Source organism: Geobacillus sp. PK12, assembly GCF_004123125.1.
Taxonomy (GTDB): Bacteria; Bacillota; Bacilli; order Bacillales; family Anoxybacillaceae; genus Geobacillus; species Geobacillus zalihae.
In genome coordinates this window covers 45990-64357 of record NZ_SDKL01000001.1, presented here as the reverse complement: position 1 = coordinate 64357, position 18368 = coordinate 45990, and the positions used below count along the sequence as shown (strand labels likewise).

Genomic DNA, 18368 nt, shown 5'->3' with positions numbered 1-18368 from the left:
ACGCCAACTTTGGGGCATCATAGCGCCAAGTAGGAAAGGTCCCCCCTCTTTTTTACCGTTTGAAGCCGCATATGGTAAAATAAAACGGAAACCGCCTCTTTTTTCTCACTGCATCGGCGGAATGATTCGTTGATCCAGAAAAACTTATACATAAGGAGATGAACCAATGAAACAGGAACTCATCGAACGCTTCATCTGCTACGCGAAAGTCAACACTCAATCCGACCCAAACAGCCATACGTGCCCATCGACTTCGGGACAGTGGGAGCTGGCGAGAATGCTCGTCGAAGAGCTGAAGTCGATCGGCATGGAAGATGTGACGATCGATGACAACGGCTACGTGATGGCGACGTTGCCGGCCAATACGGACAAAAACGTGCCAGTGATTGGCTTTTTGGCTCATATGGACACCGCTCCGGAGTTTACGGGAGCCAACGTCAACCCGCAAATCATCGAACAGTACGACGGCGGGGACATCGTGTTAAACAAAGAACAAGGCATCATCTTGTCGCCAAACGATTTCCCGGAGCTCGCTCACTACCAAGGGCATACGCTCATCACGACCGATGGGACGACGCTGCTTGGCGCCGATGATAAAGCCGGAATCGCCGAAATTATGACCGCGATGAACTATCTCATTCAACACCCGGAAATCAAGCACGGCAAAGTGCGCGTCGCCTTTACGCCGGATGAGGAAATTGGCCGCGGGCCGCATAAATTTGACGTTGCCAAATTCGGCGCCCAATTTGCCTACACGGTCGACGGCGGGCCGCTGGGCGAATTGGAGTATGAAAGCTTTAACGCTGCCGAAGCGAAAATCACGATCAAAGGAAAAAACGTCCATCCGGGCACAGCGAAAGGAAAAATGATCAACTCGATCAAAATCGCCATGGAGTTCGAGCAGCAGTTGCCAGCCGATGAGGCGCCTGAGCATACGGAAGGATATGAAGGGTTTTACCATTTGCTTTCGTTCCAAGGCAGTGTAGAGGAAACGAAGCTTCACTACATCATCCGCGACTTTGACCGCGAACAGTTCGAGGCTCGCAAAGCGAAAATGAAAGAGATCGCGGCTTCGCTTGCGCAAAAATATGGAAACGACCGAATCACGCTCGAAATCAACGATCAATACTACAACATGCGCGAAAAAATCGAGCCGGTGCGCCACATTGTTGACATCGCCCACGAAGCGATGACGAACTTGGGCATTGAACCAAAGGTGAAACCGATCCGCGGCGGTACAGACGGGTCGCAGCTCTCCTACATGGGGCTGCCGACGCCGAACCTTTTCGCCGGCGGCGAAAACTTCCACGGCCGCTACGAATACATTTCCGCCGACAATATGGTGAAAGCGGCCGAAGTGATCGTGGAGATCATCAAGCTGTTCGAGCAAAAAACTTCCTAAAGCCAAAAGGGAGCCGATGGTTTTCGGCATCCCTTTTTCGCTTCTAAAAACATCATAATTGTTCCGCCTATTGCAGTTTTGTGATCCGCCCTTCGATTTGTGCCGAAAACGGCTGTGACAACTGGCGGATGTAAGTGACAAGTGCATCCAAATCGACCGGGCCGACCTCGCGGTTTGTCCCATGCGTCAACACCGTGAACCCATCGCCGCCGTCGGCGAGAAAGCTGTTGACCGTCACCGTGTACTCGGCGTCCGGTTTTAGCGGTGTCCCATCAGGAAGCTGAATGTCAATGACTTTTTCTCCGACCGGCCTGCTGGCGCTCCATGTATAGCGGAGGCCGGAGATTTGCAGCATGCGCGTTTGGGTTGGCTGCCATTGTTGATTCAAAAGCTGGCGGATTTGCGCGCCGGTGAGCGTCATTTTCACGAGCTGGTTGTTGAACGGCTGAACGTTGTACAATTCGCCCCACGTCACTTCGCCTTGTTCAATATCGGCGCGAATGCCGCCCGGGTTCATAAAGGCAAAATCGGTTTTCATCGCCGCCCGCTGGGCATCGGCGATCAAATTGCCCAAGGCGGACTCGCCGCTTTCGTTTTGTTCATCGGTGATCGTTTCGGCTGCTGTGCCGACGACTTGATTGACAAGCGGCGCCACTTTCGCTTCATATTTTTCGACGAGGGCACGGATTTCCGGGTCCGGAGTGATGCCGTCATGATAGGTCGTCACGATCTCCGCTTTTTTGGCGACGACGTCTTTCGTGCGCGGGTCGATTTTCAAATCGACATCAGAAAACGCCGTGCCGTACGAATACGACTGAACGAGCAGCTTGCCGTCCACAACCGCATTTAAATAGGCATGGTTATGACCGGCGAAAATCACATCGACTTCATCATCGACATTTTTGGCGATATCGACAATTTCCCCGCTTGCGTTTGTCCCATCCGGATTGGATACGCCTGGGTTATGGGCGAGAACGACGATCGTTTGCACTCCTTTTTTCTTCAGTTCCCGGACCGCTTTGTTAATCGCTGTTGCTTCATCGATGAACTTGACTCCCGCGACGCCGCTTGGCGTCACAATCGTTGGTGTTTCCGTGAGCGTGACGCCGATCAATCCGATCGGCATGCCGTTGACCCGCTTAATCACATATGGCGGGAGAATCGGCTTTCCTGTTTGCGCATCAACGACGTTGGCGCTCACGTACGGAAAATCTGCTCCGGCGAAATCGCCGGTCGCCGGGTGATATCCGCCATGGATCAAGCGGAGCATTTCCGCTACTCCTTCATCAAACTCATGGTTGCCAAGGGTGCCGACGTCAAAGCCGAGCTTATTGAGCACTTCGATCGTCGGCTCGTCCTGCAGCAACGCCGATACCGGCGGGCTGGCGCCAACCGCATCGCCGGCATGGACGAGCAGCGTATTTTTGTTTTCCGCCTCCCGCTGTTTCAAATAAGCGGCCAAATAATCAGCCCGTCCGACTTCCCGCCCGCCGACTTTTCTCGTCACATTCAACTGACCGTGGAAGTCGTTAATGCCTAACAGCTGCACCTCAATATAACGGTGCGAGGAAGCAGGCGGCTTCCCCTTGCTTTTCCCGTTCCCTGCCGCCCCAACTGGAACTGCGGCCAGCACCGCTGCAGCAGCCAATGCGGATAGCACCCGTCTTCCCCATCGTTTGGAATTCTTCATTCCCGGTTCCCCTTTCTCTCGCCTTCTCGTTCACTCCCATTATATCCTTGCGAGTCCATACAATGATAGAGAAGAAAGGATGATTTTTCGTAAATATTTTGTAAATTCACAACTGACTGTTGAGAACAACAGAAACAAAAAAAGACCGCCCGATAGAGTCTGTTGATCGGACAGTCTTTCCCTTTTAGCTCGGTGGACAGCCAGCGTCATTCGGCGCTATGCCACGCGAAACGGCCATGAACGTCAAGCCCTTCTCCTTGTTAGATCGTCTCCTTCCCGCGCACGCCGTTGATCGAATAGCTCGCTGTAATGGCGGCATTTAACGAATGGGAAACGGAACAATATTTTTCTTTTGACAACCGAATGGCGCGGACGACCTTGTCTTCCGGCAAATCGCCTTCGAGCGCGTAATGAATATGAATCTCTGTAAACCGCTTTGGGTGGTCATCGGCGCGCGTTCCTTCGACTTCCATCGAAAACGCGCGGACATCAAGCCGCATTTTCCGCAAGATCAAAACGATGTCAATGCCGGTGCAGCCGGCTAAGGCGTGAAGCAAAAGCTCCATCGGCCGAGCGCCTGAATCGTTGCCGCCGACGTCTTTGGCCGCGTCGATCGGAATGGTGACACCGGAAGCGCTTTGGCCGCTGAATGACATGTTTCCGTTCCATACAACCGTCGTTTTCATCATGGTCGCTCCTTTCTCATCGGTCCGGGGTCGGACGGACGTTCCGACAGCCCGTTTCTTCTTTTCAGTTTAGCGGCTATGTCCTTGAAATGCAAAATTCCTGTCTACCGTTTTCGCTCATGCATGTTAAAATAGAAACATGCACAAACTTGTTGAGTAAAGGGTGTTTGATTCGATGACCGCACTCATTTTGCTTCTTGCTTATCTTCTCGGCTCGATTCCGTTTGGCCTTCTTGTCGGGAAAATCGGCTACGGGATCGACATCCGCGAACATGGAAGCGGCAATCTTGGGGGAACAAACACGTTCCGCGTGCTTGGGGCGAAAGCGGGAACGATCGTCATTGTCGGCGATATGCTAAAAGGGACGCTGGCGGCGAGCTTGCCGATGCTTTTTTCCGTCCCCGTGCATCCGCTTTTGGCCGGGGCGGTGGCAGTTGTCGGCCATATGTATCCGGTGTTCGCCAAGTTCCGCGGCGGCAAGGCGGTGGCGACATCGGGCGGGGTGATGCTGTTTTATTCGCCGTTGTTCTTTTTGTCGCTCATCGCCGTGTTTCTTGTCGTCTTGGCTGTTTCACGCTACGTCTCCCTGTCATCGATGGCCGCGGCGCTGTATGCGGTCGTGTACACCGTCTTTTTCACTGACGACATTCCATTGACGGTGGCAGTGTTGTTGCTGGCTTCGTTTATCTTTTATCGTCATCGTGCCAACATCAAGCGCATCTTGAACAAAACGGAGCCAAAAGTGAAATGGCCAGGCAAACGCTCATGACGACGGACGGAGAAAGGAGTTTGTTGCGTTGAGATTGCCGGAAGCATTTGTCGCGAAAATGAAGAAGCTGCTTGATGAAGAAGCAGACGAGTTTTTCGCTGTTTATGAAAACGAAAAAATCAACGGCTTGCGCGTCAATCCGTTGAAAACCGACCCGGGCGCATGGGCAAAAACGGCGCCCTTTTCCCTTTCCCCGGTGCCGTTTTGCCCGACCGGGTTTTATTATGAGCCGGACCAACAGCCGGGAAAGCATCCGTACCATGCGGCCGGCCTGTATTACATTCAAGAACCGAGCGCGATGGCGGTCGCCGAAGCGCTGCGTCCCGCCCCTGGGGAGACAGTGCTCGACTTGTGCGCCGCCCCTGGCGGGAAAACGACCCAGCTTGGAGCGATGATGGAAAACAAAGGGCTGCTTGTCGCCAACGAAATCCACCCGAAACGGGTCAAAGCGCTCGCAGAGAACGTCGAACGGTTCGGCTTGACGAACACCGTTGTCGTCAATGAAACTCCCGAGGCGCTTGCCGAGCGGTTTCCGGGCTTTTTTGACAAAATTTTAGTCGACGCCCCCTGTTCCGGCGAAGGCATGTTTCGCAAGGATGAAGAGGCCGCTTCGTTTTGGAGCCCGGCTTATGTGGAAGAATGTGCGGCCAGACAGCGGCGCATTTTGGAAAGCGCCTATGCGATGCTGAAAGAAGGCGGCATTCTCGTCTATTCCACGTGCACGTTCTCTCCGGAGGAAAACGAGCAAACGATTGAATGGCTGCTTGAGGCGCACGATGACTTGCGGCTGTTGCCGATCGCCAAAGCGGGAGGGCTTGAGCCAGGGCGGCCGGAATGGACGAAAACCAATCGATCCGATCTCGTCCACGCCGCCCGCCTTTGGCCGCACCGTCTGAAAGGGGAAGGGCATTTTGTCGCCAAGCTGCAAAAGCAGCGCTCCACCCCGCCTTGGCAGGGGCGACGGGCAAAAGCGAACGCGCCAAAAGCCGCGATCCGCCTGTATCGCCAGTTTGAACAAGAGGCATTGTGGACAGAGCGAGACGGCACGTTCGTGTCATTTGGCGCCCATTTGACTGTGTTGCCCGAGCGTTGCCCGGATTTGTCCGGTTTGAAAATCGTCCGCGCCGGGTTGCACTTAGGGGATGTGAAAAAAGAGCGGTTTGAGCCGAACCATGCCCTTGCCTTGGCGCTGCGGACAGAGGAAGCGAAACATGTGCTTGACCTATCGAGCGCAAGCCGCGAAATCGTCCAATATTGGCGCGGCGAGACGCTTTCCACCGGCGGCGACCGCGGTTGGCTGCTTGTGGCCGTGGATGGATTTCCGTTCGCCTGGGGGAAAGAAGTGAAAGGAACGGTGAAAAACTTTTATCCAAAAGGGCTGCGCCTCGTCTAAAACGTCGGAAAAGCAGATGGCAAAGGAGCTCCCAATCGCAAAAAAGGGGCTGACCCAAAACGCGGGTGCGTTTTAGGTCAGCCCTTTTTTACTGGTGCTGCTTCGTCGGAATTGTTAAGGTAAACACGATCTCATCGGCGGCCAAATCGATTTTTTTTGCCGCCACTTGATAGCCGTTGCCAAAGCGAATGTCCGTGAGCGCGACGTAGACGCGGGTGTGCTCCGGGTCAATCGCCACTTCATCCGGCAGCGGGGCGTGCTTTTGCAAGTAGCGAAGCACATACGTCACTGGCAGCTTCCAGTCGCCGAGCGAAATCGTCGGCTCCGTGAGCTCGACATTCCCTCCTTTGATTACTTTGGGCACAAACGAGACGACAAGTTCGACCGAGCGGCCTAAAATGGGGATTTCGCTTGAAACATAGACGCGATCGGCGAGCCAAACGCGGTATTGCAGCGGATGGCCTTTCGTTTTTTCTGCCAAATAGTCGTTCATGACGGCGTTCAAATGCTCCTTCTTCGAGTATACTGTAAACGAAGCTCCCTCCACATTTGGGCGCGCCGGCCGCTTCACCGGTGAAGTGGGTTCGAACAGCCAGGCGACAGTCCAAACAAGAACCGCGGCGTTGACAGCCGCCAACATCCAAAACGCTCGTTTCCAATTCATTGCAATAAGCTCCCTACCCACCACTCTTTTTGTTGATCTAACGCTTCATGCACTCGCATGGCCATCTGTTCGTATCCTGCGGCATTCGGATGAAATTCGTCGCGATGAAGCAATTCGTCGCGGTCGATGAAGATGTCTTGAATATCAACGAAAATCGTTCGGTCATAACGGGAAAGCACCGCCTGGCTTGCCTTGTTCCACTCGGTAATGACATCATTGATTTCCGGAATATTCGGCAACGTCGTGGAAAACGGATTGTATAGACCCACAAGCACAATGACCGCATCCGGATTGATCGTGCGAAGCGAGATCAATAGATGATCCAGTCGGTCGGCAAATATTTCCGTGGCTTGCTGAAACCGCTGGCGCGACAAGTCTAAAAAGTGCGAGCGGACGACATTCATCACATCGTTGCCGCCAATGGTGATCAAGATCATATCAGCCCGCCCGAGCTCCGCTTGATGGGCGTGAATGACTGGTTCCAATTCAGCGATGCGCCGGCCGCGTTTCCCGAAATTCGCTACGGTGACTGTCCGCACCCCGTCTTCTGCCGAAAGGAGCGGGACAAGGCGGCCGACATACCCGCCTTTCCTTTCGCCGTCCCCCACTCCTTCCGTCAACGAATCGCCTAAAGCGACCAAATGTATATCTTTCGGAAGCGGCTTTGCTTCCGTCTGCTTGACGGCGGCTTCATGCGGGCGCTCCGGCTTTCCGCCCGCCGAAAGCGACACGCATCCGGCGAGCAGCCAGCAGCACAACAACCATCCCCACCGTCTCATTGTTTGACACCTGCCTTTTGCCGCAACAAGGGGAAAGACGAAAAGAAGGCAAAAAGGCGGTAGCCGTTTTTGCCTCATTGCGACGACTGCACGATTTTGATATGCTCTAAAATTGTTTCGTATGGCACATCTTGCACGCCGCTGTACGTCTGAACCACTTTTCCGTCTGGCCCGACCAAATAAAAACTGGTGCCATGCACGACTTGGTCGTCATTGGCCGGCTTTTGCACGATCGTTTTAAAGCTTTTTTGCGCCAACTCGCTGATCTCGGCCGGGCTGTATCCAGTCAGCAAATGCCAGTTTGCTAGATCATCTGTAAATTGCTTCGCATACGCCGCCAGTTTTTCCGGCGTGTCGACTTCCGGGTCGACGCTGAAGGAGACAAACTCGACATCCAGTCCTTCTTTCTTTGCCATTTGCTTTAGCTTGGCCATATGGGCCGTCATCGGCGGACAAACCGTTTCGCAATTTGTAAAAATAAAATCGGCGACCCACACTTTTCCTTTCAAGTCGCGAAGTCCAAACGGCTGACCAGACTGATCGACAAACGTAAAGTCCTCAACCGGCCAGTTTTTGGCGTCCGGAATCGTTTTTCCGCACGCCGCCAGCAAAAGAACAACGAGAAAAAGTGCGATTCGTTTCCACATCGATAGGTCCTTCCTTTTCGACCAAAATATGTTGATGCCGCCAATAACGGCGTTTATTCATCAAGCGGCGCTTCCTCGGCGTAGTACATGAGCGCCAGCGCCCCGGGACCGGTGTGAATGGAAATGACCGGCGTTGTTTCAACGATGTCAATCGGCGAATAGCCGATGATGTCTGTCACCGCTTCCTTGAGCCGCTCCGCCCACCGAGGAGCATCGGCATGGGCGATGGCGATTTTCTCTACCCGTTTGGCCCCTTGTTCCTCGACAAGACGGCCCGCCAAATGGGACACCGCTTGCGAAAAGCTGCGAACCTGGGCAACCGGCGTATACAGCCCGTCAACCAGAGCGGCGATCGGCTTAATACGCAAAAGCGAACCGATGAGCGCTTTGCCGCGGCCGATGCGGCCGCCTTTCACCAAATGCTCAAGCGTATCAAGCACAACATACAGCCGCGTGCAACGGCGTATTTCGTCAAGCCGCCGGATGATATCGGCGACGCTTCTGCCCGCCTTGGCCAAACGTGCTGCTTCGAGCACTTGAAACCCCAACGCACAGGAAATAAATTGTGAATCCACGACGGTGACCGCTGCCTCTGTCAAAGCGGCCGCATGTTCAGCCGCACGGACCGTACCGCTCAGCTCGCCAGCCATATGGATCGACACAATCTCGCTGCCGTCCGCTCCGAGCCGGTCGTAAACGGCGAGAAATTCTCCCACCGATGACTGCGAACTTTTCGGCAGTTCGCGCGCCGCTTTCATTTTCGCCATAAATTGTTCCGGGGTGATCGTCACCCGGTCGATAAACGCCTCCCCATCCACTGTCAAATGAAGCGGAACGACTTCAACGCCGTGCTCGGCAAGCACCGCCGCCGGCACATCGACCGTTGAGTCGGTTACAATTTTGATTGATTTCATTCGTTCACTCCTAATACTGATGATCTCGTTTCCATTATATAATGAAACCGGCGAAAATCCCACCAAAAAAAAGTTGTTTTGCCGCCAAGGGCAAAACAACAACAGTCATGCATTATGCTTTAACGCCGTTTCTTTAAAGATCTGTTCATATACAGGCCATTTCAGCACTTTCTTCAAATGTTCGCGGAACGAATACACAGAACGGCTCGTTCTCGATCGGTACACCTTTGCAATAAACGCCTCCAAGCGCAGTTGGATCATGAATCGGTATGTGTTCTCTTCCTCCAATACAGGAATTTCGATAATCTTGACCTTCTGTCCATATGCGTTTTTGAACTCGAGGCTTTTGAATAGCAAAATATCAATCCTCTTTTTCACCGATTTACTTTTATTATACACCAATCCGGTGAAAAAGTATGTCGGAATGCGGCGAATTTGTTCCGACTTTTTTCGTCAAATCAATAGATGGAACAAGTTCGGGTCTTTGTTGACCTCTTGGAACGGGAAGCCTTTTTTCTTCATCCGCTCGATGAGCGGCGCGTAGTCTTCGCGCCGTTTCAGCTCGATGCCCACAAGCGCCGGTCCGCTTTCTTTGTTGTTTTTCTTCGTGTATTCAAACCGGGTGATGTCATCCGTCGGCCCAAGCACTTCATCCAAAAACTCACGCAACGCCCCAGCCCGCTGCGGGAAGTTGACGATGAAATAGTGCTGCAGTCCTTCGTAAATCATCGAGCGCTCCTTGATTTCCTGCATCCGGTCAATGTCGTTGTTGCCGCCGCTCACCACGCAAACGACCGTCTTGCCGCGGATTTGTTCCTTGTAAAAATCAAGCGCAGCGATCGGCAGCGCCCCTGCCGGTTCAGCGACAATGGCGTTTTCGTTGTACAGCTCCAAAATCGTCGTGCATACTTTTCCTTCTGGAACGACGACGATGTCATCAAGCACCCCGCGGCATAAGGCGAATGTCTTTTCCCCGACCGTCTTGACGGCAGCGCCGTCAACGAACTTGTCGATTTCATCGAGCGTCACCACATGTCCGTGCTCGAGCGCCGCTTTCATCGATGGGGCGCCGGCCGGCTCAACCCCGATGACTTTGGTGGACGGAGAAATGCTTTTCACATACGTCCCTAGTCCGGCCATCAATCCTCCGCCGCCGATGCTGGCGAACAAAAAGTCGATCGGTTCATCGCAGTCGTTGAGCACCTCGACGCCAATCGTCCCCTGTCCGGCGATGACGTATTCATCATCAAACGGATGGATGAACGTCCGCCCTTCCGCCTCGGCGCACTTCACCGCTTCGTTGTAGGAATCGTCAAACGTGTCGCCGACAAGCACGATCTCGACCATGTCTTTGCCAAACAGCTGCACTTGCGACACTTTTTGCCGAGGCGTCGTCGCCGGCATATAAATTTTCCCATGCACGCCAAGCGCCCGGCATGAATAGGCCACCCCTTGGGCATGGTTGCCGGCGCTGGCGCATACCACCCCGTTTCTCCGCTCCTCATCGGTTAAATGCTTCATCCGGTTGTACGCCCCGCGCAGCTTAAACGAACGCACGACTTGCAAATCCTCGCGCTTTAAGTAGACATTGCACTCGTAGCGTTCGGATAACAGCGGATTTTTTTGCAGCGGCGTATGGAAAACAACATCCTTCAGCGTATGATACGCGATCAAAATGTCCTCGACGTATACTGCCCCTTGCTTCCGTTTCAGCTGTTGTTCCATGTTCTCGTTCCCTTTCTTTTCTAAGTTGTCTTTGATTTGTAGATTATATCACAAATTCGCAAAAAGAAAAGGGAATTTTCGAAAAGTTTTATGAGGATGAAGGGAAGCGGGCTCGTGAACATCGCGATGGCCCCGCTTTACCGGATACTGGACGCTTCCGCCGGCCGGATTCACGCTTTTGGCCTGACGCCATCCGATGAGCGTCATCCTTCCTGCTCGAAACCTCTCCCTAGCCGTCCTGCCAGACGGCAACACGGCGAATTGTGCAGCATATGTACGGCGAACTACTTCTTCATGCGCAAGCGGACAGAAAAAACGACCGGCGCTATGCCCGGTCGTCCTCTTTTTTGAACTCTTCTTCCTCGGCAAATTCCGTCGCCCATCTTCCTTCATCATACCAGCGGTGCGCTTCTTCTCTTCTTGCTTCTTCGTGCACATGGTTTTCCATATACAAATGGAAAAACGCTTCAACCGCCCCGATCGCCAAGGAGCTGAAAAACGCGCCGTATGCCATGTTGACGGACGGGGCAATGAGGGCAAAGCTGACCGGCCAAATAAGCAAAAAGGAAAGCGGCACGTCAAGAGCGGCAGCGACAAAATGGCCGACGCGCGGCAACACGAACAGATCGCCGATCATATAAGAAACAAGCGCCGTCACGATCGTCATGAGTGAAATCAAGGAAAGCGGGGCATCGAAGATCGTAAACATCGAAAACAAGACGACGCTCCAAGCAGCGAGCTTGACGACAAACGGAACGATATGTTTCATCGTCTTCCTCCATTTCCATTGTGGTTCTATTGATTATCGTTCCTTTTTCGCCCCGCTTCTATGCAGAAACACGTTTTCAAAATGTTCCGATCTCAAACAAAAAGACGCCCCGTTTTTGGGGGCGTCTTCGCAAATGTTTCGTACGCCAACGACAAACGCATATCCATGCCCGTGTCCCATCTATTTCGCCTTTTTCCGCTCATAAATGATAAAGGCGTGTTCATACGGATTCTTTTCATCTTTTCCTCCTGGCGTATAGGAAACGATTTCCCATTCATCGTCAGAAATGGGCGGATAAAACGTATCGCCGGGGAAGGAAGCAAAAATTTTTGTCACATACAGCCGGTCGACAATCGGCATCGTCGCCCGAAACAGTTCGGCCCCGCCGATGATAAACACTTCATCAGCGCGCGATGCGATCCATTGCTTGACTTCCTCGAGCGAATGAAGCACAAGGCAGCCTTCCGGGCGAAACGAGCGGTTGCGCGTGACAACGACGTTATCGCGGCCGGGAAGCGGCCGGCCGATCGCTTCAAACGTTTTGCGCCCCATCACGATGGCATGGCCCATTGTCACCCGTTTAAAATACACCAAATCGGCCGGCAAATGCCAAGGCAAGCGGTTGTCTTTGCCGATCACCCGGTTTTCATCCATTGCCACAATGTGCGAAATCATCGCGTCCTCTCCTTTACACAGCCACCGGTGCTTTAATCGTCGGATGCGGGTTGTAGCCGACAATTTCAAAATCGTCGTATTCGTAATCGAAAATGGACGGCGGCTTCCGTTTGATCACGAGCTTCGGCAGCGGGCGCGGCTCGCGCGTCAGCTGCAGTTTCGCCTGTTCGAGATGGTTTTTGTACAAATGGACGTCGCCGCCGGTGAAAATGAGTTCGCCGACATCGAGGTCGCACTGCTGGGCGATCATATGCGTCAACAACGCGTAGCTGGCAATGTTAAACGGCAGCCCTAAAAACGTATCAACGGAGCGCTGCTGCCACATGCACGACAACCGACCGTTCGCAACATAAAACTGAAAGGCATAATGGCACGGCGGCAGCTTCATCTCGTCCAATTCCGCTACGTTCCAAGCGCTCACAAGCAGCCGGCGTGAATTCGGATTTCGTTTGATCTCCTCGACGACCCACGCGATCTGGTCGATTGTTTTCCCGTCCGCCCCTTTCCATGAGCGCCATTGCGCGCCGTAAATCGGGCCGAGATCGCCGTTTTCGTCCGCCCACTCGTCCCAAATCGTCACGCCATTCTCCTGCAAATAGCGGACGTTCGTATCGCCTTTTAAAAACCAAAGCAGTTCATAAATGATGGAGCGGATATGCAATTTTTTCGTTGTCACGAGCGGAAATCCATCTTGCAAGTTGAAGCGGAGCTGGCGGCCGAACACCGACAGCGTGCCGACGCCCGTGCGGTCTTCTTTTTCGACGCCGTTTTCCAAAATATCCTCCAAAAGCTGCAAATATTGCCGCAATGTTCTCACCTCACGCTCTATCATACCATAAAGCAACGCATGGTGAACCACTTGTCCATAAAAAAACGAGCCTTTTACGAGGCCCGTTCCGCCAATCCACGGATCAACGCATATGTTCTCGGCGCTGCCGCCCGCAACGTTTGCCGCGTCTTGTCGCTTGCATAATAATAGGCAAACGACTCGGCAAAATACTCTTCCGGATAAGTCAAAAAATAATATTCGCCAGGAAAGAGCCGCGGCGCCTCCTCCCGCCAAATCGCTTGAAATTCGTCCGTTTCATGAATGCGGTCAAATACGATGTAATCGAGCGAATGAGCAAACTCATGCAGCTCCAAATTGACCGAGCCATGCCCTTTTCCTTTTTCGCTATGGCCGAGGCGGACAAGCACTAAATGCGCCCCGCCGATGCCCGGCACGTCATCCCATGTTTTCGAACCCGGCATATAACCGCGCGGCGTTTTTCCGCGCAAATGGCGGGCCGTCGGCTCATCGGTGATCGGGCCGGTCAACAGTTGGATGTAAATATGGTGGTCCGCCGCCTGCTCTAAAATCGTGCGATCAATGTGGGCGAGCGTCCGGATCATTTCATTCGCTTCAGAGGCGGAAAACTCCGTCTCCGGCACGATGATGATGCGGCCAAGCACATCATGAGACGGAACACCCCTAAGGCCAAGGCTGCTTTCTTCAAGCAGCACGCCATGGGCAGCCGGATACGGCGAGAACGACAGAAGCGGAATGGCGAACAGCGCCGCCAACAAACTAGTGAACAGCCGTTTCATCGTGGTTCCCCCGCTTCTTTCAATCTATGAAAATCATATCATAGAACGAAGCGGGAAAAAACGCGCAAAATCAGGAAAGAACCGCAGGCGATTATGTACGCCAGTTCGGCGGCGTATTTTTTGACCAGTAGATTTTCCCGAGTTCATGATGGGCTTGAAACCCATCATCGCATGTATGATAGTGAAACTGAAACCAATATCCGTCTTGCGGCGGATGCTCGCGGCGGACGTGAAAGCGGATCAAATCCTCTCCCGTATCCGCCCGATACAAATGAAAAATGCGCTCCCCTTGCCCGCCGGACGGATTTTCCGAAACAGCCAAATAGCGGAGCTCCTCTTCCGGATAACGATCGGCAAGCTCGGCGATCACTTCTTCCATGCGCGGCAAAATGACGGCGCGAAACTCATCTTCAATGACCGGAGCGATTTTGCGGCCGAATTTTTCATGGGACTGGGCAACGGCCTTTTCCATCGTCCGCTCAATGAATTGAGCTCGCGTCAACGAAACCGCTTCCTCGGCACGACTTGTTGGACTGTGCTGCCAGTCGGAAGACGATGCATCATCTGACGGCGGCTCTTTGGCCGCGAGCAGCGAAGCGGGCGGTGTGACGAGTCCAAACGTGCAGACGGTAATGGCGGCAACAAGCGTTTTTCGAAGCCAAGACGGCAGCTTCATCGCCTTCACCTCCCGCTACCGCCGTCAGCGGCCAAAGACGCGAACAAGCCGGTCGCTTTTAATTTGGCGACCGCCCGGCGCAACACTTCTTCCGGCTGGACAAGGGCGATGCGCACATACCCTTCGCCGCTCGGCCCAAACGCGTGCCCAGGCGTCACAACGACGCCGGCTTGGTCGATGAGCGCCTTCGCAAACGAAAGCGACGTCCATCCGTCCGGAATTTTCGCCCACACGAACATGCCGGCTTGCGGACGGTCAACCGTCCAACCGATGTCAGCGAGTCCATCCACGAGCACATCGCGGCGCGCCTGATACATCATGCGGCTCTGGGCGCAAAAGCCGGCGCCATGGCGGAGCACTTCCGCGGCCGCTTTTTGCAGCGGCCAAAAAATTCCGTAATCCAAATTGGACTTGAACTCGGCAAACGCACGAATCACCTCGGCATTTCCGCACAAGTAGCCGACCCGGCAGCCGGCCATGTTGTAGCTTTTTGACAACGAATTGATCTCCACGCCAACGTCCTTTGCGCCTGGAACAGAAAGAAAACTCACCGGTTTGTTTCCGTCATAATACAGCTCGCCGTAAGCAAAATCGGAAACAACGAGGATATCGTACCGCTTCGCAAACTCGACCACTTCGCGATAAAATGATTCTGTCGCTACAGCTGGAACCGGATTTCCAGGGAAGTTGATAAACATGATCGTCGTCCGTTTGGCGATGTCCTCCGGGATCGCACGCAAATCCGGCAAAAAGCGGTTTTCCTCCCTCAGCGGCAGAAAATACGGCATCGCTTCCGCCATCGCCACCCCCGCCGCATACGCCGGGTACCCGGGATCCGGCAATAAAATGACATCCCCCCGGTCAGCGAACACCATCGGCAAATGAACGAGCCCGTCTTGTGACCCGATGACGTACGTCACTTCCGTCTCTGGATCGAGCACGACGCCATGCGCCGTCCGATAATAATCGGCGACCGCTTCATGAAACTCGCGAATGCCCTTTAATGTGTAGCCGTACGCATTCGGCTCGTTGGCGTAGCGGGCGATCGCCTCACGCACAAACGGCGCCGGGGGCAAATCCGGGCTGCCAACGCTCAAGTCGATCCACTCGTCATGAAGGTGGCGCTGCTTTTGACGATACGCCGTCAACTCGGCGAAAATCGATGCCGAAAACGCGTTCATTCGTTTCGCTTTTTTCATTTCGTCTTCCTCTCCCTTGACAAGACCAAAACTGCATTTTCTTTTTGCTTTTGTTGGTATATACTTTTATCATAGTTCCGAAAGAAGACACCCGCTTCAACCGCGTGAAGGTCGCAGCCCAGCGATCAGCGGCAAATGGATGTCGGTTGGCGTCAGCCAAAACACATGATAAAATCAAGGTATATCATGTTCTTTGTGAACTGGATATAGGGGGTTGCATGGAGAATATCCAATGCGAAAACCAAGCAAAGCCTTCCATGCGTAAAATATCCAAGGCGCGAAAGAACTCCGAATCGTCGGATGCCTAGGGTTGGGACGACCCGAAGTCACGCTCAGGGAGACGAAAGAATGCTTTCGTCGTGGAACTGAGAAGCTCCCACTTCAAGCAAAGCGAAGTGGGGGTAGTTCACATGAATAGTGTATCATAGATTCTCAGTGAAAATATAGACAGAAAGGCGGGAAAAATGAAACATGAACACGATCTTTTTTGCGGCCAGCCTCATTACATTGCTTTACTTTATTTATAGTTGTATCGCCAACGCCTAAACGCTCTTGGCGATCCATCCAGCTCCCTTGGCATTCTGTTGGATGCGAAGGGAGTTTGCGCATGAAAACGACAAAAGGAGCCCCGCATCGGGAGCTCCTTTTTAATCGATTTTTGTTTTTTTGCGGGCAGAGTCAAGCTCGAAGGCGCCTGTCTCCGTCTCCGTCGTGCCTTGCCCTCGAACATCTGGGGCGCTGACGCCCGTTTTCGAACGGTCTTTTTTCCGCTTCGGCACGCCGATCACCTCCGCCCTTATCGTTCCCCGGCGCCGGCAGCGGTATGCAAGGCCGGGGAAGGCGTTGGGCATCAACCGCAATATTTGTCAAACGCAGCCAAAATATTTTCCATCACGTCCTCCATCGAGTGAAACTCGATGTCTTCGCGCGGGATAAAATGAACAACTTCTTTTCCTTTTAAAAGCGCCATCGACGGCGAGGACGGCGCATAGCCGACAAAGTACTCGCGCATTTTCGCCGTCGCTTCTTTGTCTTGGCCGGCGAATACCGTCACGAGATGATCCGGCTTTTTCTCGCTCCTAAGCACCGCCTGCGTCGCCGCGGGGCGCGCCAATCCAGCGGCGCAGCCGCACACTGAGTTGACAAAGACAAACGTCGTTCCTTCCACTTGTTCCATAAACTGCTCGACTTCTTCGCTCGTGCGCAATTCGCGAAAGCCGGCGCGGACGAGTTCATCCCGCATCGGCTGCACGAGTTGGCGCATATAGTCTTCGTAAGCCATTGACATTGCCCTCATCCCTCCACATTCATCATCGCTGCGCTATCAGCATACTATATTTTCGTTTGAAAAATCAATGAAGAGAACCGTCCACGGCCGCATGTCTCTAAACGGCATCATTCAGAACAAACGGGGCTAAACGCACCCGTTTGGCCGCCATCAAACGAGCGATTTCGTTTCGCTTTCTATCAACCGCCGCGGCCATTGTCAGCGACCAAACATATACTATGCCATCGATGGCCATGAAAGGAGCGTGCACATGGGATACATTGAAGAACTGCGAAAAATCATTGGAACCCGGCCGATCATCTTGGCGGGAGCCGGGGTCGCTGTCACCGATGAATGCGGGCGGATTTTATTGCAGAAACGCCGCGACGGCTTATGGGGACTGCCCGGCGGTTTGTTGGAGTTGGGGGAGTCCGCAGAAGAAGCAGCCCGGCGGGAAGTGTGGGAAGAAACAGGGCTGGAAATCGGCAAACTGGAACTAGTCGATGTGTTTTCTGGAAAAAAATATTTTGTTCGGCTGCCTAATGGAGATCAATATTACCCAGTCACTGTTGTTTATCTCACCCGTGATATCCGCGGTGGAGAACTGAAAGAAGACGGGGAAGAATCGCTGGAAGTGAAATTCTTCCCTTTTCATGAATTGCCAAACGAACTCTCTCCTCTTGTTAAAGATTTTATCGAACAATATTTCAGGGGATGACGAGCCAAGCCTTGGAGCTCTCTCCAAGGCTTCACCATTGTTGAAAACACTCTTTTCTAAGAACCAAATCCGCAGCTGGAGGGGCAAAAAATTTAGAAGCCCATTTTAATGGTAATAAATTGAAGAATAATCGGCGCACCTTTTGGCGGCGGCTCGGCTGTTTTCAACGTCAGTTTCCCCTTTTCCACCTCATACAGTTTTTCCGGTTGCAGCACCCCATTAATAAACAAGTTGATCCATGATACATGTTTCGGATCTAAAATACCGCGGTCGCCGTACTCTCTCAGTTCATCGCCGTCTGTATAGACGGTTTTCACTCCGTCTGATATGGTGTTATACTGGTACGTTTCCGCCTGCAAGACACGCGGAGGGAAGTGGAGCGCCACACGGAGGGGAATGGTCAGTACAGCATGGGTCCAATCGTATACTTTGGAAGCAGCAATCACATGTTTTGCTGTTGAAGATGTCCGTTTCATTCGTTTGCTCACCCAAACACACCATATTGTTTCGTGATCATTTCACTCCGCAAGATATTTTGCATTAGTATATTCACCTCCCATCTTCAAAGTGAATAGCAAACAAAATGGCAGGTTAATGAACGGTAGTAAAAAATCACTATATTCCACTTAATTCCGTCTATTATAACAGGATCATAAAACGACCAAATTCGTTTAAAATGTTTGTTTCATAATTCAAATTCACTGGTAAAACAGGCTGGTATAGCAGGGCAAAAACATCATTTTTCTCCCATTACGGCAATCGCCGAGCCATCCTCTGTAATTAATCCATACAATAAAATGAACCTATG

Annotated in this window: 21 protein-coding genes; 4 read left to right on the top strand and 17 right to left on the bottom strand. The window is 52.9% G+C overall.

The features are described 5' to 3' along the window. The first annotated feature begins 166 nt into the window (after window positions 1–166). Window positions 167–1402, top strand: coding sequence for a peptidase T (gene pepT / locus ETR37_RS00325; protein ID WP_015374885.1), 1236 nt, complete (start codon window positions 167–169; stop codon window positions 1400–1402). 67 nt (window positions 1403–1469) lie between these two features. Here the strand turns inward: pepT and ETR37_RS00320 are convergent, their stop codons facing one another. Both ETR37_RS00320 and ETR37_RS00315 read right to left on the bottom strand, forming a co-directional pair. Continuing rightward, window positions 1470–3092 (bottom strand): bifunctional metallophosphatase/5'-nucleotidase, encoded by a 1623-nt coding sequence (locus ETR37_RS00320; RefSeq protein ID WP_020755904.1) that lies wholly within the window; start codon window positions 3090–3092, stop codon window positions 1470–1472. Between the two features lie 260 nt (window positions 3093–3352). Continuing rightward, on the bottom strand, window positions 3353–3778 hold the full coding sequence (locus ETR37_RS00315; RefSeq protein ID WP_015374887.1) for an OsmC family protein: 426 nt from the start codon (window positions 3776–3778) through the stop codon (window positions 3353–3355). Between the two features lie 175 nt (window positions 3779–3953). On the opposite strand from ETR37_RS00315, the gene plsY reads away from it, so the two are divergent. Next, window positions 3954–4547 (top strand): glycerol-3-phosphate 1-O-acyltransferase PlsY, encoded by a 594-nt coding sequence (gene plsY / locus ETR37_RS00310; RefSeq protein ID WP_015374888.1) that lies wholly within the window; start codon window positions 3954–3956, stop codon window positions 4545–4547. Window positions 4548–4575: 28 nt separating this feature from the next. After that, complete coding sequence (locus ETR37_RS00305) at window positions 4576–5940, top strand: RsmF rRNA methyltransferase first C-terminal domain-containing protein (protein WP_020755900.1); 1365 nt, start codon at window positions 4576–4578, stop codon at window positions 5938–5940. An 88-nt stretch (window positions 5941–6028) separates the two neighbouring features. Here the strand turns inward: ETR37_RS00305 and ETR37_RS00300 are convergent, their stop codons facing one another. The 14 genes from ETR37_RS00300 to ETR37_RS00235 form a co-directional block, all read right to left on the bottom strand. Further along, window positions 6029–6604: a YpmS family protein gene (locus ETR37_RS00300; RefSeq protein WP_011231260.1), complete on the bottom strand. Its 576-nt coding sequence runs from the start codon at window positions 6602–6604 to the stop codon at window positions 6029–6031. Beyond that, the gene (locus ETR37_RS00295; RefSeq protein WP_011231261.1) at window positions 6601–7383 is read right to left on the bottom strand and encodes an SGNH/GDSL hydrolase family protein; all 783 of its coding nucleotides are present in this window, start codon (window positions 7381–7383) and stop codon (window positions 6601–6603) included. The genes ETR37_RS00300 and ETR37_RS00295 overlap by 4 nt, the downstream gene beginning before the upstream one ends. A gap of 74 nt (window positions 7384–7457) precedes the next feature. Further along, on the bottom strand, window positions 7458–8030 hold the full coding sequence (locus ETR37_RS00290; protein WP_011231262.1) for an SCO family protein: 573 nt from the start codon (window positions 8028–8030) through the stop codon (window positions 7458–7460). Between the two features lie 53 nt (window positions 8031–8083). Next, window positions 8084–8944 carry a DegV family protein gene (locus ETR37_RS00285; protein WP_020755896.1) on the bottom strand — a complete coding sequence of 287 codons (861 nt, stop codon included), beginning with the start codon at window positions 8942–8944 and terminating at the stop codon, window positions 8084–8086. Window positions 8945–9049: 105 nt separating this feature from the next. Next, the gene (locus ETR37_RS00280) at window positions 9050–9301 is read right to left on the bottom strand and encodes a YpmP family protein (RefSeq protein WP_015374891.1); all 252 of its coding nucleotides are present in this window, start codon (window positions 9299–9301) and stop codon (window positions 9050–9052) included. A gap of 96 nt (window positions 9302–9397) precedes the next feature. Further along, window positions 9398–10669, bottom strand: a complete 1272-nt coding sequence (ilvA, locus tag ETR37_RS00275; protein WP_015374892.1) for a threonine ammonia-lyase IlvA — start codon at window positions 10667–10669, stop codon at window positions 9398–9400. Window positions 10670–10994: 325 nt separating this feature from the next. After that, window positions 10995–11438 (bottom strand): YndM family protein, encoded by a 444-nt coding sequence (locus ETR37_RS00270; RefSeq protein WP_020755891.1) that lies wholly within the window; start codon window positions 11436–11438, stop codon window positions 10995–10997. A gap of 180 nt (window positions 11439–11618) precedes the next feature. After that, complete coding sequence (locus ETR37_RS00265) at window positions 11619–12113, bottom strand: dihydrofolate reductase (RefSeq protein WP_060788082.1); 495 nt, start codon at window positions 12111–12113, stop codon at window positions 11619–11621. A gap of 13 nt (window positions 12114–12126) precedes the next feature. Further along, a complete protein-coding gene (thyA, locus tag ETR37_RS00260) occupies window positions 12127–12921 on the bottom strand; it encodes a thymidylate synthase (protein ID WP_011231268.1) in 795 nt (264 codons plus the stop codon). A gap of 74 nt (window positions 12922–12995) precedes the next feature. Continuing rightward, on the bottom strand, window positions 12996–13700 hold the full coding sequence (locus ETR37_RS00255) for an anthrax toxin lethal factor-related metalloendopeptidase (RefSeq protein ID WP_129446765.1): 705 nt from the start codon (window positions 13698–13700) through the stop codon (window positions 12996–12998). 91 nt (window positions 13701–13791) lie between these two features. After that, window positions 13792–14370 carry a YpjP family protein gene (locus tag ETR37_RS00250; RefSeq protein ID WP_173346448.1) on the bottom strand — a complete coding sequence of 193 codons (579 nt, stop codon included), beginning with the start codon at window positions 14368–14370 and terminating at the stop codon, window positions 13792–13794. 11 nt (window positions 14371–14381) lie between these two features. Continuing rightward, entirely contained in the window at window positions 14382–15575 is a 1194-nt protein-coding gene (locus ETR37_RS00245; protein ID WP_060788084.1) for an LL-diaminopimelate aminotransferase, read from the bottom strand. A 647-nt stretch (window positions 15576–16222) separates the two neighbouring features. Continuing rightward, on the bottom strand, window positions 16223–16354 hold the full coding sequence (locus ETR37_RS00240; protein ID WP_011231272.1) for a YuzL family protein: 132 nt from the start codon (window positions 16352–16354) through the stop codon (window positions 16223–16225). Between the two features lie 71 nt (window positions 16355–16425). Then, window positions 16426–16863 carry a BrxA/BrxB family bacilliredoxin gene (locus ETR37_RS00235; protein WP_060788085.1) on the bottom strand — a complete coding sequence of 146 codons (438 nt, stop codon included), beginning with the start codon at window positions 16861–16863 and terminating at the stop codon, window positions 16426–16428. Between the two features lie 250 nt (window positions 16864–17113). On the opposite strand from ETR37_RS00235, the gene ETR37_RS00230 reads away from it, so the two are divergent. Further along, complete coding sequence (locus ETR37_RS00230; protein WP_011231274.1) at window positions 17114–17560, top strand: NUDIX hydrolase; 447 nt, start codon at window positions 17114–17116, stop codon at window positions 17558–17560. 92 nt (window positions 17561–17652) lie between these two features. Here ETR37_RS00230 and ETR37_RS00225 read toward each other — a convergent pair whose 3' ends face one another. Then, window positions 17653–18036 (bottom strand): DUF4183 domain-containing protein, encoded by a 384-nt coding sequence (locus ETR37_RS00225; RefSeq protein ID WP_015374894.1) that lies wholly within the window; start codon window positions 18034–18036, stop codon window positions 17653–17655. Window positions 18037–18368: the final 332 nt, after the last annotated feature.